This window comes from Phytohabitans sp. LZ39, assembly GCF_059359075.1.
On record NZ_JCADBM010000028.1, the window covers coordinates 91072 to 112502 of the forward strand.

The 21431-nt window shown below is 72.3% G+C and carries 2 protein-coding genes (1 of these 2 running past the window's edge); both read right to left on the reverse strand.

Annotated features, from left to right (window positions below; genetic code table 11):
• Positions 1-11016: an SDR family NAD(P)-dependent oxidoreductase gene (locus tag AC5L36_RS38890; RefSeq protein WP_441223696.1), complete on the reverse strand. Its 11016-nt coding sequence runs from the start codon at positions 11014-11016 to the stop codon at positions 1-3.
• A protein-coding gene (locus AC5L36_RS38895; protein WP_441223697.1) for an SDR family NAD(P)-dependent oxidoreductase crosses the window boundary here: on the reverse strand, positions 11006-21431 show its 3' portion. Its footprint extends 2462 nt past the window's final position; the window shows 10426 of its 12888 coding nt (coding positions 2463-12888); the start codon falls outside the window, past its right edge; its stop codon occupies positions 11006-11008. Before AC5L36_RS38895 ends, AC5L36_RS38890 begins: the two co-directional genes overlap by 11 nt.

The following is a 21431-nucleotide window of genomic DNA, read 5'->3' on the forward strand; positions in this document are numbered from 1 at the left end:
TCACACCGCGCGCGCCACGATGACGCACTGCGCGTGCTCGTCGTCCGGGATCCCGGCGAGGCCGTGGAGCTCGGCGTCGTCGAATCCGGCCGCGTGCAACGAGGTCCGCCACTGCCGGGTACTGAGCAGCGGGGAGCCGCTGATCCGGACGTCCTCGTCCTCGTACAGCCACCACCCAGGGGTGAGGCCGAACGTGAGCGTGTTGTAGTCGAGCCGCTGGGTGAGTTCGTTGACGACGATGACCCCGCCCGGCTTGAGCAACGCCCGGCACTGGTCGAGGGTCACGTCCATGCGGCGGGTGGTGTGCAGCACGTTGCTGGCCACGACCACGTCCATCGAGTGCGGTTCGAACCCCTGCCCCGCGGGCGCCCGCTCGACGTCGTAGGCGGTGAATTCGGTGAACGGGTACCGCTCCGCGAACTGTGGTTTGGCTGCCTGCACGAAGACCGCGCCGATGTCGGTGTAGAAGTACCGGACCCGGTTCGCGTGCGCGGCGACCGCCTCCAGCACGTAGGCGCTCGTGCCGCCGGTGCCCGCACCGACCTCGAAGACCTGCGCGGTGGAGAGCGGGAACCGCCGGGTGAAGTGGCGCACGTGCTCCCCCACCCGCTCGGCCACCAGCCGGTTGTAGTACTCGGTCTGGATGTTGCCCTTGTACAGCTCCGCGACGAGCTCCATGGAGCCGCCCGGGAAGATGACGTCGGTGGCCTCCCGGTCGCCGCGCGCCACCTCCAGCACCGCGGCCTGGCAGGCCAGGAGTAGCGGTACGTAGTCGCGGACGTCCGGGTGTGCGGCGACCATCTCGGCGGCGTGCCGCTCGATCTCGTCCGCCCCGCCGGCGAAGCCGGAGGCGAGGAGCTTGTCGGTGGCGGCGAGCTCGCCGTCCACCCGGCGCAGGTATCCGCCCCGCTCCAGGATGTCGAGCGAGGCGCGGAAAAGCCGGTCGTACCCGTCCTGCACGGCTAGCTGGGTGCGCGCCTGCGCGACCGGCACCGGCGTCTCGTCCACCGGCAGCACGCCGGCGCCGCGGAACCGGTCGGCGAGCAGCCGCCCGCCGAACTCGGTGAGCGCGTCGAACGAGGTGATGAAGTCGAGGTACCGGTCGCGGTCCAGCGGCGGCGGGTCGCGCAGCACCGACTCGATCTGCTTGGCCGCGATGCTCAGGGTGGGCTCGTCCAGGAGGCTGAGGTGGTCGTTGTCCAGCTCCACGACCCGCACCTCGCCCTCGACGACGTCCCGCCACGGGCGCACGTAGTCGTAGCCGTCGAGGATGTTCTGGGCCCGCCAGTACATTGCGCTGGAGCGGCCGGTGAAGCCGTCCAGCGCCCGGAAGAACAGCACGTTCGAGGCGTCGTACGGGCGCATCTTGTAGGTCTGGTAGATGCCTTCGGCGTGCGCGGAGCACTCCATCCCGCCACGCAGGTAGTGGTAGATGTCGTCGACGTCGAGCAGCTTGCCGCTGCGCTCCTTGGCCAGCCGGGCCAGCTCGGCGAGCCGTAGGTTGGGTGGCAGGTGCGCCACGTCGTCCTGGCGGATGGCACGTTCGGGGTTGTCGTTCAGGTTCAGGAAGTAGTTGGCGAGGTAGAACTGGAGGAATCCGTCGTCGTAGCCGCCGAAGTGGCGGTCGAACACTTCCTGGGTCGCGGGGTAGGTGTCGAACATGATGAGGTGGCGGATGGTCTCGCCCTGCTCCTGCAAGCGCCGGGCGATCTCCATGGCGGGGATGCCGCCGAAGGAGTACCCGCCGATGACGTATGGACCGTTGGGCTGCACCCGGCGGATGCAGTCCACGTAGTAGTCGATCATCTCGTCCAGGGTGTGCGGCATCGAGTGCCCGTCGGTGCCTCGGGCCTGGAACGCGTAGACCGGATACTCCGGGCCCAGCACCTGAGACAGGTTCTGGAACCAGGCCGCGTAGCCGGCCGCGCCGTGCACCCAGAACGACGGCTGCCGGGTGCCGCTCACGTTGACCGGGATCAGCTCGGGCGGCAGCCGGTCGGCGTCGCCGCGGCCCCGGTCCTTGCGGCGGGCGGTGGTGCCGGACGCCGGCTCGCGCCCCTGGAAGAACTCCGTGTGGATATAGCCGGACAGCGCCCGCAGGGTCGGGTATTCGATCAGCGCGGTGACCGGCATCTGGATGTCGAACTCCTCCTGGACCACCTGGACGATGAGGGCGCCGAGGATCGAGTCCACGCCGAAGTCTTGTAGCGGCTGGTCTTCGTCGAAAACGTCCTCGGTCAGCTTGAGCTTGTCCAGCAGGATGTCGCGCAACACCGCGCGGATGTACGGTTCACCGGAAAGCGTCTCCTCGTCACCCGCGTCGTGCCGCGCCGCGCGGCCCTCCGGCGCGGTAAACCAGAACCTGGTGCGGTTGAAGGCGTAGGTAGGCAGTGAGGTCCGCTGCGGGGTGGCGACACCTGGCCAGTCCACCGGTTGCCCCGCCACCCAAGCCGCGGCGAGCTCATCCGGCGTACCGGTGAGCCGCGCACCCGTACCGGCGGCGCCCGCGTGTCCACGGTGGACACCGGGCTGGTCCTCGCCGCGCTGGACCGCCCGCAGCCGTGCACCCAACTCGGACAGGCTGGCCGCCACGACCGCGAGCCGCTCGACGAACTCCTCCCGGCCTTCGCGCAGGGTGTACTCGACGGCGTCGGGACCCGGTGCCGGCTCGGTGCCGCTCTCCCAGCGATCCAGCCGGTCGAGGAACCGGTCGATCCCGCTGTCCAGCGCGGCCGGCGTCTTGGCGGAGTAGACGAACACCCGGTCCCGTGGCTGTGCTGCCGGTGCCGGTGCGTCCGTGGCGTACTCCTCGACCAAGACGTGCGCGTTGACCCCGCCGAAGCCGAACGAGCTGACCCCGGCTCGCAGCGGTGACGGCCGCCCGTCGGCACCGGTCAGCCGCTGCCACGGCACCGTCTCGCGGATCGGATAGAACGGGCTGTCCCGCAGATCGACGTAGGGGTTCATCTCGTCGAGGTGCACCAGGCCGGGCAGCGTCGCGTGCCGCATCGACATGATCACCTTGATCAGGCCGGCGATACCGGACGCCGGCTCGAGGTGTCCGATGTTCGTCTTCACCGAACCGATGCCGCAGTAGGGCTCGCCCGGCAGCTGGCTGCCTCGGGACCGCGCGAGCTGGCGGAAGGCGGACTTGATGCCGTTGATTTCTACCGGGTCGCCGAGCTCGGTGCCGGTGCCGTGCAGCTCCAGATACCCGATGGACTCGGGTCCGACGCCGGCTTCCTCGACCGCTTCGCGCAGCAGCGCCGCCTGCGCCTCGGTGCTTGGCGCCGTGATGGACGCGGCCCGGCCGCCGTGGTTGACCGAGGTGCCCCGGATGACGGCGTAGATCGTGTCGCCGTCGGCCACGGCCTGGCTCAGTGGTTTGAGTACCACCGCGCCGACGCCCTCGCCCTTGACGTACCCGTCGGCGCCGCGGTCGAGGGTACGGCAGCGGCCCCGCGGCGAGAGCAGCCCCATCATCGCGGCGGCCACTGTGGAGTACGAGGCGAGGTTGAGCGCGATCCCGCCGGCGATCGCCATGCTGGCCTCGCCGTTGCGGATCGCGCGCACCGCGCGGTGCACCGCGACGAGCGAGCTGGAGCACGCGGTGTTCACCGGTTCGCTGGGTCCGCGCAGGTCGAGCAGGTACGAGATGCGATTGACCACAATGGAGTGTTCGTTGCCCAGACCGGCCTGTGCGTTGAGCACACCGGCCTCGTGCAGCAGGTGCTGGTAGTCGCTGAACTGCACGCCGGCGAACAGGCCGACGTCCCGGCCGGCGAGGTGGGAGGGACGGTACCCGGAGTCTTCGATGGCGCCCCACACCGTCTCCAGCAGGACCCGCTGCTGCGGATCCATCATCTCGGCCTCCGCCGGGGAGATGCCGAAGAAGAGCGGGTCGAACTTGTCCACGTCGTCGACGAAGCCGCCCCAGCGGTACCGGCCCTGCTGGTCCTCGGGCACGCCGTCGCAGAGGGACCGCCAGTCCCACCGTTCGGCGGGCACCTCGGTCACCAGGTCGCGGCCGGCGGCGAGGTTGTCCCAGTAGCGATCGAGGTCGGGCGAGCCGGGGAACCGGCCGCTCATGCCGATGACGGCGATGGGCTCGGCGCCCCCAGCGGCCGCGACCGGCTCTACGGCCGCGACTTCCGCCACGGCCGGACGGGTCTTCTCCGGAGCCGCCAGCCGCGGCCCGTACTCCTCGACCAGCCAGTCGGCCACCCCGCCGAGCCCGCGCCGCTCGTAGAACAGGGTCGGTGACACCGCCGCGTCGAACCGTTCGCCGATCCGGTCAGCGAGCTGCTTGAGCGCTACCGACTCCAGGCCGTACTCGCCGAGGCCGGTCGTCTCGTCGAGGCGGCCCGGGTCCAGGCCGCTCACGTCCGCCGTCATCGCCATCAGCTCGCGCACGATCGAGGCGCGCTGCCCCGGGAGATCGGGCTGAGGCGCCGGCGCGTCCGTCGCTGGGTTCACGTGATCCACCATTTCCTCCCGGGCAGCGGGCACGGCCGCTCGCGGGATCTCGTTTATCCAGTGCCGTTCGCGGGCGAACGGGTAGCCGACCAGCGGCACGCGCCGTCGCGTCCTCCCCCGGTGCAGGGCCCGCCAGTCGATCGCCGCTCCGCGTACCCAGCTCCAGGCCACAGTGGCCGGGTCGAGCTGTGAGCGGTCCGACTCGTGCAAGGTGTCTTCGCGGGGCCGGCCGGAAAAGACACCTTCGGACGGGACACCGGTGGCGAACGCCCGGAGCAGGGAGGCCGCCTGCGGCAGGTTGGACGCCACGACGGCCAGCCGCTCGGGCATGACCTCTCGGCCGACCTGGAGGGTGTAGGCGACATCCCCGAGGGTCAGCCCGTCGCCGCCAGCCAGAGCGGGATGGACTTGACCCGGGAAGGCGGCGTTTTCCAGCAGGTACTCGGCCAGTGCGGCGACCGTGTCCAGGGCGGCGGGCAGCTCGTCGGACGCCGTCCCGTACGCCTGCGCGACGACGGTACCCAGGCGGACCCGGGCGGCGTGGTCCAGCCCGCATTCGCTGAGCGGGTCGGTGGTGCCAAGGTCGTTCTGGTGCAGGCCGAGCAGCTCGCGTACCCGGTCGAGCAGGTCCGCCGTGACCGCCTCGGCGGGCAGCGGCACCACCGGGGCGGTACGCCGTTCGAGGAAGGCGGCCAGGTTTTCCGCGAGCACGACCAGGCGGTCGGCGGACTTGGCCGACAGCACGAGTACCTGCGGTCCGTCCGGCCGGCTGTCGTGCGACGGCTGGGGGTGATCGGCCAGTACCACGTGCGCGTTGGCGCCACCGGCGCCGAACGAGCTCACCCCGGCGATCCGGCGGGCCGGCCGGTCGCCGCGCGGTGGCCAGGCCGCGGCCTCGCGCTGCACCCGGAACGGCGAGTCGGCGAAGTCGGCGTTCGGGTTAAGCCGGTCGGCGTGCAGCGAGGGTGCGAGCATGCCGTGGCGCATCTGGAGAATCACCTTGGTGACCGCGGCGACCCCCGCGGCGGATTCGAGGTGGCCGATGGCGGACTTGACCGAGCCGATGGGGACGGTGACCGGGTCGTGTGGCGCGGCGCCGAGTTCATGGAACGCCTCGGTGAGCGCGGCGAGCTCGATCGGGTCACCGAGGGGCGTGCCGGTGCCGTGCGCTTCGACATATCCCACATCGGCCGGCTTCACCGCGGCCGCGCGCAGTGCCGTGACGACGGCGGCGGTCTGGGCCCGCGGGTTGGGCACCGTGTACCCGTTGGTCTTGCCGCCATGGTTGACCGCGGTGCCGCGGATCACCGCGTGCACGGTGTCTCCGTCGGCCAAGGCGGCGGGCAGCGGTTTGAGCAACAGCGCACCGACGCCTTCGCCCGGCACGTACCCGTCGCCGTCCGCGCCGAAGCTGCGGCACCGGCCGTCGGTCGACGCGAACCGGCCCAGGCTCAGTTGCAGGTACTTGTGGGGATGCAGGCTCAGGTTGACGCCGCCGGCGACCGCGGTGTCGCACTCGCCGCGGCGAAGGCTCTCGCACGCCAGGTGGATGGCGGTGAGCGAGGACGAGCACATGGTGTCCAGGGCGAGGCTTGGGCCGTGGAAGTCGAAGAAATAGGAAACGCGGTTGGCGATCGAGGCGTGCGAGGAAACCGCCATCCGGCCATCGGCGGCCTGTCCGAGCAGCGCGTACTCGCCATACATGACACCGACGAACACGCCGGTGGTGCGCTCTCGCAGCTGTGCTCTGGTGTACCCGGCGGACTCCAGGACGTGCCACACCGTCTCCAGGAAGATTCGCTCCTGCGGGTCCATCATGGCCGCTTCGTTGGGCGAGATGTTGAAGAAGAGCGGATCGAACTTGTCGACGTCGGTGAGGAAGCCGCCCCACTTGGCGTAGCTGCGGCCAGGTCCACCGGCCGGGTCGAAGAACCCGTCCAGCGACCAGCGTTCTGGCGGGATTTCGGTGACGCAGTCGCGGCCGGCCAGCAGGTTGCTCCAGAAGTCGTCCAGGTGCTCGGCCATCGGGTAGCGGCCGCTGACCCCGACGACCGCGATGTCGCCGGCGGGCACGGGCGGGCTCGGCTCCACGGCGACCGCGGGTGCCTCGCGCACCGCGTCGAGGACTTCGCCCGGTCGGATGGCGAGCCGACTCTCGATGGTCGTGCGGTGCCGCTCGGCGAAGTACCCGGCGAGCTCGCGCAGCGTGCCGTACCGGAAGAACAACGTCTTGGGCAGCGGCCCGAACTCGCTTTCCAGGCGCTGGGACAGTCGCATGACCATGATCGAGTCGATGCCGAACTGCTCGAACGCCGCCTCCGGATCGATGCGCCCGGCCGGCACCCGCAGTTCGTCGGCGAGCACCTCGGCGAGCAGTGACTCGGCGGCCGCGCGCAGGTCGCCCGAAGCGACCGCGGTGTTTGGCGTGGCCGCCGCAACCGGGGCGGACGGGCGCTGTAGGGCCGTCCGGATCTCGACCGGGTCACCCTTGACCAGTGCGACGTACGGTGAGGCCGCGCGCAGCACGCTGGACAGCGCCGAGAGTCCTTCCGCGACGTCCATTGTGGGCATGTCCGGGATCGCGTGCGCGACGGCGGCGCCCATGCCGCCGCCAGCCCACGCCGGCCAGGCCACCGACACCGTCCGCCCTTGCCGGCTGCCTTCGCCGCGCAGCCGCTCGCGCGCCACGGCGAACTCGTCCAGGAACGCGTTGGCGTACGCGTAGTCGGTCTGCCCGGTGTTGCCCAGGGCCGGCACCAGGGACGAGAAGAGCACCATGAACTCCAGCGGGTCGGCGCGGGTCAGCCGGTCGAGCACCAGCGCGCCGTCTACTTTGGATCGGAGCACGTCGCGTACCGTGTCGGGTGTCTTGTGGACGAACAGGCTGTCGCGCACCACACCGGCGGCGTGGATGACGCCGGTGAGCGGCCCGAGCTCGCGCCGCACCTCGTCGAGCACCGCCGCCATCGCACTGGCGTCCGCGACGTCGGCCCTGCGGTAGACCACCCGGCCGCCGCCCGCGCCGAGCCCATCCACTTCGGACTCGGTGAGCGCCGAACGGCCGAGCAGCACGACGTTGGCGCCGGCGCTTGCCAGTCGCCGCGCCAGGTTTCGACCGATGAAGCCGGCTCCGCCCGTGATCAGGCAGGTGGCCCCGCTACCGGCCGGCGACGGTGCGGTGCGGTCGAGCGGCGGCAGTTCGCGCAGCTCGCGCCGGAGCACCGCGCCGTCCGGGCGCACCTGGAGCTCGGGCTCGTCCGCCGGGTCGCCGCGGCGCAGCAGCAGGTCCCAGGCCAAATCCAGCCGGGCCGAACCGTCCGGCTCGCACGGCACGCCCACGCACTGCACCCGCAGCTCGGGGTCTTCCAGCCGGAGCGTCCGGGCCAGCGCGCCGAGCGCGGCCAGGTGCGGCGCCGCCACGTCCCCGTCGAGCGGGTGGGCCACGCGGATCGCGACCGGCCCGCCGGGACGGCCGCTGAGCGCCTGGCACAGCGCGAGCGTGGTGTGGAAGCTCAGGCTCAGGTCGGGTGGTCCGTCGAGGTTCTGCCGGTCGTGCAGCGACCAAAGAACGAGTACCCGGTCGGGTTCGAACGCGGCTACGAGCCGCCCGAAGTCCTCGGCCGAGTCGGGCCGCAGCTCGAAGCTGTGCTCCCCGATCGCGCGGAAGGCGGCGCCGGGCACGGCGTGGACAACCGTCTGGCCCGGGTGCTCGGCACGCAGCCGATCCACGTGTCCGGAGCCGAGGTCGCACACCAGGATGACGCCGTCTTCCGCACGCCCGGTCCCGGCGACGGCCGCCTCCCGCCATACCGCCTCGAACGGCGTCACGATATCCAGGCCGCCGGGAGCCTCCACCTCGGCGACGGTCAGGCCGTGCAGCGACACGAGCACCTTGCCGGACTCGTCGGTCACCGCGATGTCCAGGATCGTCTCGCCGCGCGGCACCACGTGCGCGTAGCAGGAGGCGCGCAGCGGCGCGTGCATGGTCAGGCGCTCCAGCGCGTACGGCACCCGCAGGCCGCCCGCGCCGGCGTCCGGCGCCAGTGCGACCACCGCCTGTAGTGCGCCGTCCAGCAGCGCGGGATGCAGCCCGAAGCCGGGCAGTCCGGCGCTCAGCTCGGGCGGCAGGCTCAGCTCGGCGAGCGCCTGTTCGCCATCGGTGCGCACCTCCCGGACCACCTGGAAGCCTGAGCCGTGGGTCAGGCCGAGTTCACGGAACCGCTGGTAGCACTCGGCGCCGGACAGCGTCCGGCCGCACTGCCGCCGTATCGCCGCCAGATCCACCGTGGGCGCGACACTCTCGGCGACCACGGGGTTGAGCCAGCCGGCGACACCCGGCCGCGGTCCAGTCCCGTGGCCGATCTGGAAGGACACGCCGCCGTCGCCGGGGGTGAGGCGGATCTCCAACCCCTGCTCGCTCACCGCCGGCAGGCGGCGGTGCCAGGTGACGTCCTCGACCGACCGCACCTCGAAGCCGGCGAGTTGCCCGGCCGCCCTGGCCAGTTCGAGTGATGCGGTCGCGGCGAGCACCGGTTTCCCGCCGACCAGGTGGTCGGCGACCACGAAGTCGGTGCCCGCCGGGCGGTAACGGAATCTCGGTCCGTCGCCGTCCGGCAGGCGGTCCAACACGAGCCCGGCGGCGGGGGGCGCCGGTTCGTCGCGTGTCTCGTGCCAGTAGCGGTCGCGGGCGAACGGGTACGTGGGCAGGCCGGTCCGCCGTCCACCGGACGGGTGAAGCGCGTCCACGGGTACCGGCACGCCGTGCTCGTAGGCCGACGCGGCCCGCTCGAGCGCCGCTCGCCGCTCGGCTCCCCGCGCCGCTTCCGGGAGCTCGCGGCGCAGCTCCTCGGCCACCCACTGCCGCTCGCCCACGGGGGCGCCACCGCCGGCCGTGCCGGCGCGGCGGGCGGCGATCGCAGCACTCAGCTCGGCGGCGCCGCCGGCCACGAACGCGGCCCGCTTCTCGAAGTGCAGCCGCCCGGCGTGCAGCGTGTAGGCCACCGCCTCCAGCGGCTGCCGCCCGGCGTCGCTGTCCAACCAGGACTCCAGGTCGTCGAGGCGCCTGGCCAGTGCCTCGTCGGTCCGCGCCGAGACCAGTATGAGCTGCGGCTGGGGGTTCGCGGCGGGCAACGGGCGCTCCGGCGGCTCCTCCACGACCAGATGGGCGTTGGTGCCGCTGTAACCGTAGGAGCTGATCGCGGCCCGACGCGGCGCACCGTCCACTGTCGACCACGGGATGGCCTCGGTAACCGGGTAGAACGGGGTAGTGGCGAAGCCGATCCGCTCGTTCTCCTGCTCCAGGTGCAGGGTCGGCGGGAGCATCCGGTGCTCCAGGGCGAGCAGGCACTTGATGAGGCCGGCCACACCGGCTGCCTGGCCGGTGTGGCCGATGTTGCTCTTCACCGATCCGATGGCGCAGAACCCGGTCCGGTCGGTGTATGTGCGGAACGACCGGGTCAGTGCCTCGACCTCGATGGGGTCGCCGAGTGTGGTGCCGGTGCCGTGCGCCTCGACGAGCGAGATGGTCTCCGGGCTGATGCCGGCCCGGTCGTACACCGACAGCTGGAGCGCGGTCTGCGACCGGGAGCTCGGCGCGGTCAAGCCGTTGGTCTTGCCGTCCTGGTTGGTACCCACGCCGAGCACCACGCCGCGGATCCGGTCGCCGTCGCGCAGCGCCGCCTCGAGGTCTTTGAGGACCACCACGCCGACGCCCTCGCCGGGTACGAAGCCGTCCGCGCGGCTGTCGAAGGCGCGGCACCGACCGGTCGGCGAGAGCATGCCCGCCTTGCTCGCCGAGAGGTAGAAGCCGGGCCCGACGAACAGGCACACACCACCGGCCAGCGCCATCTCGCACTGGCCCGACTCGATGGCTTGGCAGGCCAGGTGGACGGCGACCAGCGAGGACGAGCAGGCGGTATTCAGCGCGACGCTCGGCCCGCGCAGGTTGAGCAGGTACGAGATGCGGGCGGCCAGGATCGCCGTGTCGTTGCCCATCATGACGCGGGCGTCGGCATCCACTCCGTTCCGCTCGGATTCGCTGGCGTAGTCGCTGGCGGGTGCGCCGGCGAACACCCCGCAGCTCGTCGCCGACACCGCGTCGCTGGCGTATCCCGCGTCCTCCAGCGCCGTCCAGCAGCTCTCCAGGAACAGCCGCTGCTGCGGATCCATGCTCTGCGCCTCGCGGCCGGAGAGGTTGAAAAACAGCGGATCGAACCCGTCCACGCCGTCGAGGAAGCCGCCCCACCGGGAGTTGGTCCGGCCCGGCACGTGCGGATCGGGATCGTAGTAGCGGTCGATGTCCCAGCGCTCGCGTGGCACCTCGCGCACCGAATCACGGCCGGAAACCAGCGACTCCCAGAACTCCTCCGGCGACGCTCCGCCGCTGAACCGGCAGGACATGCCCACCACGGCGACGCGGCGGCCGGTCGCCGGGGACGCGGGATCGCCGGCGCGCAGCGCGGCGAGCCGCCGCTTGCCCTCCGTCGGGGAGATCTCCCCTGACCGCACGAGTTCCAGCACGCGCTTCAGGTCACCGTTCATGCTCGCCCCCCAGCTTCGCCAATGCGTCGTCGAGACTCAGCTCACCGGCGGCGAGCCGTTGCAACAGCTCCACGTCGGCGGGTACCGTCTCGGCTGGCCCGTGGCCGTGTCCGTTGCTCTTTCCGTTGGCCTTGCCGCGACGCCCGCCGTCCGCGCCGGGACGGTCCGCGCACACGTGTTCGGTGAGCTCGGCCAGCGTCGGGTGGTCGAACAGGGCGGTCGGCTTGAGGTTGGTGCCCAGCCGCGCGTTGAGCGTGTTCACCAGCTCGACGAGGATGATGGAGTCCACCCCGTACTCGGTGAACGGCCGGTCCACGTCGAGGTCGTCGCTGTCCCGTCCGAGCACCTCGGCGACGGTGGACGACACGATCCGCCGGGTCTCCGCCAGATCGAGGCTCGTCGGCGATTCCACCGCCGCGGCCGGCTCGCGCTCGGCGACGAGAACGTGCTGGCCCATCTCGCCGTGCGTTACCTCGGCCGGCGCCAGGGCGGTGGTGCGGCCGAGTCCGGCGCCGTGCAGCAGCCGGGTCCAGGTCGGCACGTCGGCCAGTGGTGAGCCCGGCACCCGCACCTCGCCGTCGGTGGCCCGCCACCAGCCGTCGAGCAGTCCGAAGGTGAGCGTGGCGAACGGGCTGAACGCGGTCGTCTCGCTGAGCACCAGCCGGCCGCCGTCCTTCAGCAGGTGCCGGACGTGGTCCAGGGTCTCGCGCAGGTCGCGGGTCGCGTGCAGCACGTTGGCCGCGACCACCACGTCGAAGTCGCCGGACGGGAACCCTTGGTCGGCTGGGTCGCTTTCGATGTCGAGCCGGCGGAACTCCATGAAGGGATGGTCGGCGCCGAACTCCCGGCGCCCGTGCCGCAAGAAACCCAGCGATACATCGGTGTACACGTACCGGACCCGGTCGCCCCGGTCTCGGAGCGCGGCGAGCACGCTCGCGCTGGTACCGCCGGTACCCGCGCCGATCTCCAGGACCCGCACCGGGGCGGTGTCGCCGTGGCCGTCGACGTACGCGAGGACTGCCTGCGCGGCCAGCGCGTTGAGCCGGTCGGACAGCGGGTCACCCCGGTAGACGCCCTCCACCTTGCTCGCCGACGCGCCCGGGAACATCACCGTGGTGGCCTCCACCTCGCCGCGCAGCAGGTCCGGGTACTTGTCGAGGCAGGCGGTCAGCAGGTCGACGTGTGCGGCCACCTCGGGGCTCCGCCCGCCGAGCCGCCTACTCTCGGCGGCCAGGTCCCTGGCGGCTAGGCCGGCGACCGCCGCGGTCGCGGTGAGCCATTCTCCGTCGCGGGTCAGGTACCCGGCCGTGACGAGGATGTCGAGCAGTGTCAGGAACAGCCGTGCGTGTTTCGGTGCGACGGCAAGTTCGGCCGCAAGGGTGGACGCGGACCGCCGCTCCTGGGGGTTGGTGAACGCGCCCATCTCCTGTAGCGCGGTGAGCAGCCGCGCGGCGCCCAGGTCGTCGAGCCGGCGGTGTGCGGCCAGCAGCCGGTCACCGTCGAGTGCGGCGCCCGGCGCCCGGCCGGCCAGCGGATCCCATCCGGCGCCGCGGTCCGGATCGGGCACGCCCGGCGCCTGGTGCGCCGCCGGGCCGTCCTGCACGCCGAAACGTTCCAGCACCCGCTGTTCGGCCTTGAGCACCATGACCTGCGGCAGCCGGTTGGCCAGGACGGCCTCGATCGCCCGCATACCGTCCGCGGTGTCGATCGAGTGCACGCCGACCGACGCCATCCGCTGGCGGTAGCCGGCCTTGGCCACGATGCCGACCTCGCCCCAGTACCCCCAGTTGACGACGTGCACCGGCACTCCGGTGCCGCGCAGGTGCGCGGCGAACGCGTCCTTGAAGGTACACGCGGCCGCGTAGTTGGCTTGTCCGGCGTTGCCGCTGAACGACTGTGCCGAGGAGAAGAACGTGAGGAAGTCCAGCGGCTCCTCGCGCAGTGCCCGCGCGAGCACGACCGCGCCCTTCACCTTCGGCGCCAGCACCGCCGCAAAATTGGCCTCGTCCATGGCGTCGAGGCGCGCGTCGCGCAGCACCAGCGCCGAGTGGAACGCGCCGTGTACCGGCCCGAAGCGCTCCCGCACCGCGGCCACCGCGGCCGTCATGCCGGCGTCGTCGCCCGCGTCGACCGCGAAGTAGGCGGGGGTGCCGCCCGCGGCGGCGACCCGGTCGAGCTGGCGTTGGATCTCCGGGTTCAACGGCCTGCGGCCCAGCAGAGCGACGTTCGCGGCGGCCCGGCGCCCCAGGTGCACGGCGAGTTCCGCACCGATGCCGCCGGCGCCGCCGAGGATCAGGTACGTGCCGCCGCGCCGGAACGGTGGCTCGGCGGGCACCGCCACCCGCTCGGCCTCGCTCAGCACCAGCGTCCACCGGCGCCCGTCGCGCAGCACGACCTCGTTGCCGTCCGGGTGACCGGGTTCGGCGGCGAGCGCGGTTGCCACCGCGCCGGCGCCGTCCCCCGTGAGGTCGCCGGTGGCCACGTCGACACAGCCGACCTGCCACGAGGTCTGCTCCTTGGCCAGCGATCGGGTCAGGCCGAAGATGGCCGCGCCGAACGGGCGGCGCGGCCCACGGCCGTCGAGGCTGTGCGCGTCGGCGGTGACGGAGATCAGCTCGACCGGCCGCGGACTCCCGCCGGCGGCGAGTATCGACGTCACCACGCGGAACAACGACAGCACGCCGGACTCTTGCGCGCGCTCGGCCGCGCCGAGCGAGTCCCAGCCGGCACCGTCGAACCCGTCGTCCAGGCCGCCTAGAAAGTACACCCGCGCCGGCGGCGGTATCTGGCGCAACCGGCCGCTGAGGGCGTCGGGTGCCTCGCCGGCGCGCAGCCGGATGATGTCGGCGGTGCCCGGGCGGTGCCGGGCCACCAGCCGCTCGGCCAGGCCGTAGTCGTTGGCCGGGGCGACGACCAGGACGCTGTCCGGCTCGGTCATGGCGGCCTGCGCGGGCGGATCGAGCTCCCGCCACCGTGGCGTGTACAGACGGGTGCGTACCGGCTCTTTCAGCTCCCGGTAGGACAGTCCCCGGATCGCCACGCACACCCGACCGTCGGTGTCCATGATGGACACGTCGCACTCTCCCGGCTTGACCTGGCGCACGTACGCGAGGCTCCGCTCGGGTATCGGCCGTGCGAGGTGGATCTCGTCCATGGCGAACGGCACGTACGGCCGTTGCCCGTCGGCGTCGGGTTGCAGGGCCGCGACCGACTGGATCGCGCCGTCGAGCACGCCGGCGGGTAGTGGGCCGCCTGTGCCGCGCCGGACCAGCGTGGCCAGTGCCTCGGCTTCGCTGTGGCGGATCTCCTCGACCGTGGTGAAGTGTGGCCCGTACAGCACGCCTATCCGGGTGAACCGCGCGTAGTGCCGATCCGCATCCGTCCACTGGGGACAGCGGTTGCCGAGGGCTGGCAGGTCGATCGTCTCGTTCCGGTCCGTACCGGTTCGCACCTCGCCCCGGCTGTGCACCTGCGCGGTACCGTCCGGGCCGGTGCTACGCACCTCGAACGCGTACCGCCCCGGCTGGGCGGACCGGATCACGACCTCGACAGTGCGCTCGTCGGTGACGAAGACCGGCCGCAGCCAGACCAGGCGGGTGAGCGTCAACGGTTCCGCGCCGAGCACCGCACGCAGCCCGTCGTGCAGCAGCTCCAGGTGCCCGGCCGCGGGCAGCAGCGGCCGCCGGTCCACGACGTGGTCGCGGACGAGCGGCAGGTCGGGCCGCAGGCGGTGCGGAAACACCCACTCGCTGTCGGCGGTATCCGCGGCGGGCGCGGCGGCACCGGGAATCCAGTAGCTCTCCTGGGCGAACGGGTAGGTAGGCAGATGGATCCGCCGCGCCGGTTCGTCGCCGTACAGCGCCTCCCACCCGACGTCGCCGCCGGAAACGTACCGGCGGGCCGCGTCGCCGAGGTCACCGGCTCCGGTCACCGGCGGTCCGCCGGTCTCGCCGGCCCGCCAGGCCCGGATCTGGTCGCGCAGGTCGCCCGCGTCGGTGGCCACGAACGCGGCGCGGACCGGGAAGTGGGAGCGGCCGGCGCCCAATGTGTGCGCGACGTCCCGCCATTCGTGCCGCCGGCCGTGCCTTTCCAGCCACCCGGCCAGCTCGTCGAGCCGCTCGGCGAGCGCCGCCGGGGTCTTGGCGGACACCGGGCACAGCCGCTCCCGGCCCGATTGCTCCGCGGACCGGGCGGCCGGACTCGGCGCCTCACGCACGACCGCGTGCACGTTGGTGCCGCTGAACCCGAACGAGCTGACCGCACCCAGCCGCGCCACGCCACCGTCCGGCTCCCACGCCCGCGCCTCGGTGTTGACGTAGAACGGGCTGTCGGTGAACGGGATGTGCCGGTTGGGCACGGCGAAGTGCAGCGACGGCACGAGCATGCCGTGCTTGATGCACAGCAGGGTCTTCAGCAGGCCCGCGATGCCCGCGACGGTCAGCGTGTGGCCGAGGTTGGACTTGATCGATCCGATGGCGCAGTAACCGCGCCGTTCGGTGTACCGGCGGAAGGTCTGGGTGAGCGCCTCCACCTCGATCGGGTCGCCGAGCCGGGTTCCGGTGCCGTGGCACTCGACGTATCCGATCTGCCCCGGGTCGATGTCGAACCGTCCGTACACCGACCGCAGCAACGCCGCCTGCGACGGCGCGCTGGGCGCGGTGAGGCCGTTGCTCCGGCCGTCCTGGTTGGCGCCGGACGCGGCGATGACGCCATGGATGGGGTCGCCGTCGCGGATCGCGTCGGCCAGGCGCTTGAGCACCACGGCGCCCACACCCTCGCCCGGCACGAAGCCGTCGGCGCCGTCGTCGAAGGCCTGGCACCGGCCACGGGGTGAGAGCATGCCCGCCTTGCTGGCGAGGATGTGCAGCTCCGGTGTGTTCAGTGCGGCCACTCCCCCGGCCACCGCGAGGTCGGCGCGCCCGTCGCGCAGCGCCTCGCAGGCAAGGTGAACGGCCATAAGCGAGGACGAGCAGGAGGTGTCCACGGCGAGGCTGGGGCCGCGCAGGTTCAGGTGGTACGAGAGCCGGGAGGCCAGCACCGCCGGGTGGGAACCCATGAATGTGTACCCCTCGACCGGTGTGCCTGCCGCGTGCAGCAGCTGCTGGTAGTCGCCGGCCGACGTGCCGACGAAGGCGTGGCACTCGATGCCGTCCAGCGCCCGGTCTGGGTAGCCGGCGTCCTCCAGCGCACGCCACGCCTCCATCAGATACAGCCGCTGCTGCGGGTCCATCAGCCGGGCCTCGCGCGGTGAGATGCCGAAGAAGTCCGGGTCGAACTTGTCGATGTCCTCCAGCACCGAGCCCCATTTGCTGTACGTCTTGCCGGGCGCCGCCGGATCCGGGTCCCAATGCCGGGCGACGTCCCAACGCGCGGCCGGGATCTCCCCTACCGCGTCGGTGCCGGCGAGCAGGTTTGCCCAGAGCTCGTCGAGGTTGCGTGCCCTGGGAAACCGGCCGGACATACCGATGACGGCGATGTCCTGGGCGCCGACCACCGGTTGCGCGGGCACCGGCGGGGAGACGGGCCGCTGCACGGTGGGCGGTGCCGGCACGGACTGCGCGAGGTGGTCGGCGAGCTTGCGCAGGGTGGCGTAGTTGAAGAAGTCGGTGGGCTTCAGGTCGGTGCCCAGATCCTCGTTGACCCGGTCCACGATGGACACCGCGAGCACCGAGTCGACACCGAGGTCGGTGTGCGGGACGTCGAGCTCGAACTCCTCGGCCGATATCTCCAGCACCGCGGCCATGGCATCGACGACCGCCCGATGCGCGCGGTTCCAGTCGAGCGGGGGCGTCGACGCCATGGCCGGCAGTTCTTCGTCGGCCCGGAAGGATCGCTCCACAGGGACCTCGTCGGTCCGGGAGGATCGCTCCGCGGGCCGGTCGGCGGCCGGGGCGGGTGGCACCTCCGGCCGTGCCGGCACAGCGGCTTCGTCCGCCGCACCGGGTTCGGGCAACCAGTACCGTTCGCGGGCGAACGGGTAGGTGGGCAACGACAACCGGCGGGCCGGGCGGTCGCCGGCCGTGGGTGCGGCGGCCCGGTCGGTGCCGGAGGCCCAGAGCTGGGCCAACTTGTCGAGGTCGCCGGTGGCGCGCAGGGCGGCCAGGAACGACTCCCCCGCGGCGCCGTCGAACAGCGTGTCGAGCGGGCCGGCCGGCGCGGACGCCTGCCCGGTGTACACCCCGTCGGTGGCTTGCCCCGCGCAGAAGGCGCGCAGCCTCGCTGCCAGATCGGTGGCGTCGCCGGCCACGACGCCAAGGCGCTCGCGCTGCGGCTCACGGCCGACGGCCAGCGTGTACGCGATGTCGCGCAGCGACGGCGTCGGCGCGCCGGTCGCCCCGCCCGTCCCACCGTCCACCGCGGACGGCGTCAGCCGGGAGGCGATCCCGCGGAGGTTGGCGCAGCCTTCCAGGTCGGCTGACTGATGCCCCTGCCGCACCCGCTCGGCGAGCTCCAGCCGTGCCAGGCCGTCGAGGCCGAGGCTCTCGAAATCTTCGTCGAGGTCGATATCGGCCGGCGGCACGTTGAGGATCTGGGCGGCCGCGCCGCGCACCAGGTCCAGCAGCGCGGCGTCCACAGTGGATGGCGTGCCGGCGGCCGGTGGTGCGTCGAGCCGGTCGGCGAGGTCGCGCGCCAGCTCGCGCAACTGTTCCGCGGTGCGTGCGGACAGCACGACGAGTTCCCGGGCACCGGACGGACCGGGCGCCGCCGTGGCGGCTGGATACTCCTCCAGGACGACGTGGGCGTTGGCGCCGCCCGCGCCGAATGAGCTGACCGAGGCGATCCGGGGCAACGGCCGCCCCTGCGCGGTCCGGGCTGGCCACGACTGGCCGGCCCGCTGTACCCGCAGCGGGGCGTCGGCGAACTGGATGTTCGGGTTGAGCCGGTCGGCGTGCAGTGACGGCACCAATTCGCCGTGCCGGAATTGGAGTAGCACCTTGGTGATCCCGGCGATGCCGGCGGCGCTTTCCAGGTGCCCGATGTTCGACTTGACCGAGCCGATCGGGCACGGCGCCGAGCGGCGCGACCCGGCCGCCGCGAACGCCTTGGCGAGACCGTCGACCTCGATCGGGTCGCCCAGAACGGTGCCGGTGCCGTGCGCCTCGACGTAGTCGAGGTCGTCGGGGTGGACACCCGACCGGGCCAGCGCCTCGGCGACCACTTGGGCCTGCGCGACCGGCGTGGGTACCGTGTAGCCGTTGCTGCGCCCACCGTGGTTGAGCGCTGAGCCGCGGATCAAGCCGTAGATGTGGTCGCCGTCGGCCTCGGCACGCGACAGCGGCTTCAGCAGCACCGCGCCGACGCCCTCGCCGGGCACGTAGCCGTCGCCGCCCAGCCCGAAGCTGCGGCAGCGGCCGTCGGTCGAGGCGAACCGGGCCTGGCTCAGTTGCAGGTACCGGTTGGGATGCAGGATCGCGTTCACGCCGCCGGCCAGTGCCTGGTCGCAGTCGCCGGCCCGGATGCTGGCACAGGCCAGGTGCAGCGCGGTCAGCGACGAGGAGCACATCGTGTCCAGCGCCAGGCTGGGCCCGGTCAGGCCGAGCACGTACGAGACCCGGTTGGCCACCGAGGCGGCCAGCGAGCTGGGCACGAACCCGCGTGCCTGCATCGCCTCACCGGCGCCGTAGAGCTGGTACTGGTTGTACATCACGCCGACGAACACGCCGACCCGGCTGTGGGACAGGCCCGCGCGGGCGTACCCGGCGTCCTCCAGCGTGTGCCAAGCGGTCTGGAGGAACAGCCGCTCCTGGGGGTCCATCAGCCGGGCCTCGCGCGGTGAGATGCCGAAGAACAGCGGGTCGAACTCGTCGACCCCGTCGAGGAAACCACCCCATTTGGAGTAGGCCTTTCCGGCGTCGCCAGGACCCGGCGTGAAGAAGCGGTCGTGGTCCCAGCGGTCGGAGGGCACCTCGGTGACGCAGTCCCGCCCCCGCCTCAGGTTCTCCCAGAACTCCTCCAGCGTGGCGGCCATCGGGTAACGGCCGCTGAGCCCGACGACCGCGATGGGCTCGTCCGTGTCGCGGGCCGGGCTGGACTCCCGTCCCACCGGTCGCACGTCCGCGCGGGGAGCCGCCGGGGCAGGGTCTGGGCGGACCGGTCCGGCCGTACCGAACCGGGTTTGTGCCGCGGCCGGGTACCGGTGCAGCAGGTGTGCGGCGAGGTCGGCCAGCGTCTGGTACTCGAAGAACAGCGTCTTGGGCAGGTCACCGAAGACCTCGCTGAGCCGGTTGGTGACGTTCATGACCATCACGGATTCCAGGCCGAGCCGCTCGAAGCGGGCACGCGGGTCCAACCGGTCCACGGGAAGCTGCAACTGCTCGGACACGATCTGCCGCAGGTGCGCGAGCAGCGCCCGTCCGGCGGGCGTGTCGAGGTCGAGATCGGCGCCGGGCGGAGGCGTGGTCGCCTCGGCTGAGGGCGGCGCCGCCGCGTCGACCGCGCGCAGGATCCGCTCGCGGTGACCGTGGAACACGGTCAGCTGGGTCGTGTCCTGACGCAACGACGCCTCGAACAGCGTGGTGCCGTGCTCGGGTGGCAGCGGCACCCATCCGAGGTTCTCCTCGATCCAGGTCTTGCTGGCGTCGTCGACGTCCATCCCGCCGGAGCGCCACAGCGGCCAGGCCACCGCCACAGTCGCACCGGAGCGCTGCCCAGCCTGGCGCCGCTGCTCGCGCCAGTCCGCGAACCAGTTCAGGAAACCGTTGGCGTACGCGTAGTCACTCTGCCCGGTCACGCCCATGACCGACGTGGCCGAGGAGTAGAGGGCGAAGAACTCCAGCGGCAGGTCACGTGTGGCGTCGTCGAGGTGGTACGTGCCCCAGACCTTGGGGGCGAGCACCGCGGCCGCGTCGGCGCGCCGCTTGCCGATCAGCAGCCCGTCGCGCAGCACCCCGGCCAGGTGCACGACGCCGTCGAGCCGGCCGAAACGGGACATCGCCTCGTCGACGAGCGAGCGCGCGCCCGCACCCGTGGCGCAGTCGGCGGCCAGGTACACGGCGTTGCCGCCAGCGCGCTCCAGATCCTGGAGGAAGGCGGCGCCGTCCTCGTCCAGGGCTGAGCGGCCGGTCAGCACCAGCCGGGCGTGCCGCCGCTCGGCGAGGTGGCGGGCGACGATCCGGCCCAACCCGCCGAGGGCGCCGGTGACCAGGTACACGCCGCCTTCGCGCGGCTGCGGGCCGGCCGTTAGGGTGTGCTCGGTCAGTCCGAGCACCTCCCGGACGCCGTCGTCGTAGCGCACCTGCTCCGCGCCGGCGGCCGTGACGGTCAGCTCCGCGAGCACCCGGCGCGGCCGGTCCTCGATGGACGACTCCACGGTGCTGACCCGGTACGTGGGGTGCTCGGTGGCCACGACCCGGTGGAAGGAGCCCAGCGCCGCGTACGCCGGCACACCGGCCGGATGCGCGCACACGAGCCGGATCTCCGCGGTCGACGAGTGGTTTGCCAGGGCGGTGCAGAGCGCGAGCAGGGAGCCGAAGCCGAGCGCCATGTGCTCCTCGGTGGCCGCGGCGTCCGCTACCGGTGCGGCGTACGACCAGGCGTGGACGATGCCGCGCAGCTGGCCCGGTGCCGCCTCGTCGAGCAGGCGCCGGTAGTGCCCGTGGTCGGCAAGGTCGATCCGGTACGTGTCGCCGTCCACCCGTTCCCAGCCGTCTCCGGGCTGGACCGTCACGACGTGGATGCCGGGCCGGTCCCGGCGGATCTGGTCGCCCAGGTTCGCGTGGTCGAACACGAGCACGGTCCCACCGTCCATGGTGGTCGGTGTCTCGTCCGGCAGTGGCGTAGGTCGCCAGACGGGCCGCAGCACCACGGTGTCGTGGCGTGGGTTGTCCGGCTGACCGGCAGCCACGGGCCGTACGGCGAGTCCGGTGACACGGACGGCCACCGTGCCACTGTCGTCGGCGAGTGCGAGGTCGAACACGTCGGCTTGTCCGCCGGTGGAGCGCGCGGTCGCCAGAATCCAGCCGGTAGTGGGCAGCCTGGTGGCGGTGGTGGCCACCTCCTCGATGACGAACGGGACGCGTGCGGGCGCCGGTCCGTCCAGGCTGAAGCCGACGAGGGCCTGGAACGCGCCGTCCAGCAACGCCGGATGCACGTCGTACGGGGCGCTGCCGGACTTCTCGGAGAGCCGGAAGCGCGCCAGTACCCGGCTCTGGCCCGGCCGCACATGTTCGAGGACGCGGAGCGCCGGCCCGTACAGCAGACCGCTTTCGGCCAGCGCGCGGTAGCACCGCTCGGCCTCGACCGGCGCGCCGCAGGCTGCTGTCATCGCCTCGATGTCGAGCCGGTCCGGCGCGGGCACGGTGCCGGCGACCACTCGGCCCCGCGCGTACACCTTGCCGCCGTCCAGATCTGACAGCGTGTACGCGACGCCGGACTCCAGCCGGTGCAGCTCGACGGCGACCTCAAGGCGCGCGCCC

Bases quoted from the DNA above. Each gene is read 5' to 3' on its own strand.
- AC5L36_RS38890 (WP_441223696.1), bottom strand. From the start codon at position 11,016: ATGAACGGTGACCTGAAGCGCGTGCTGGAACTCGTGCGGTCAGGGGAG.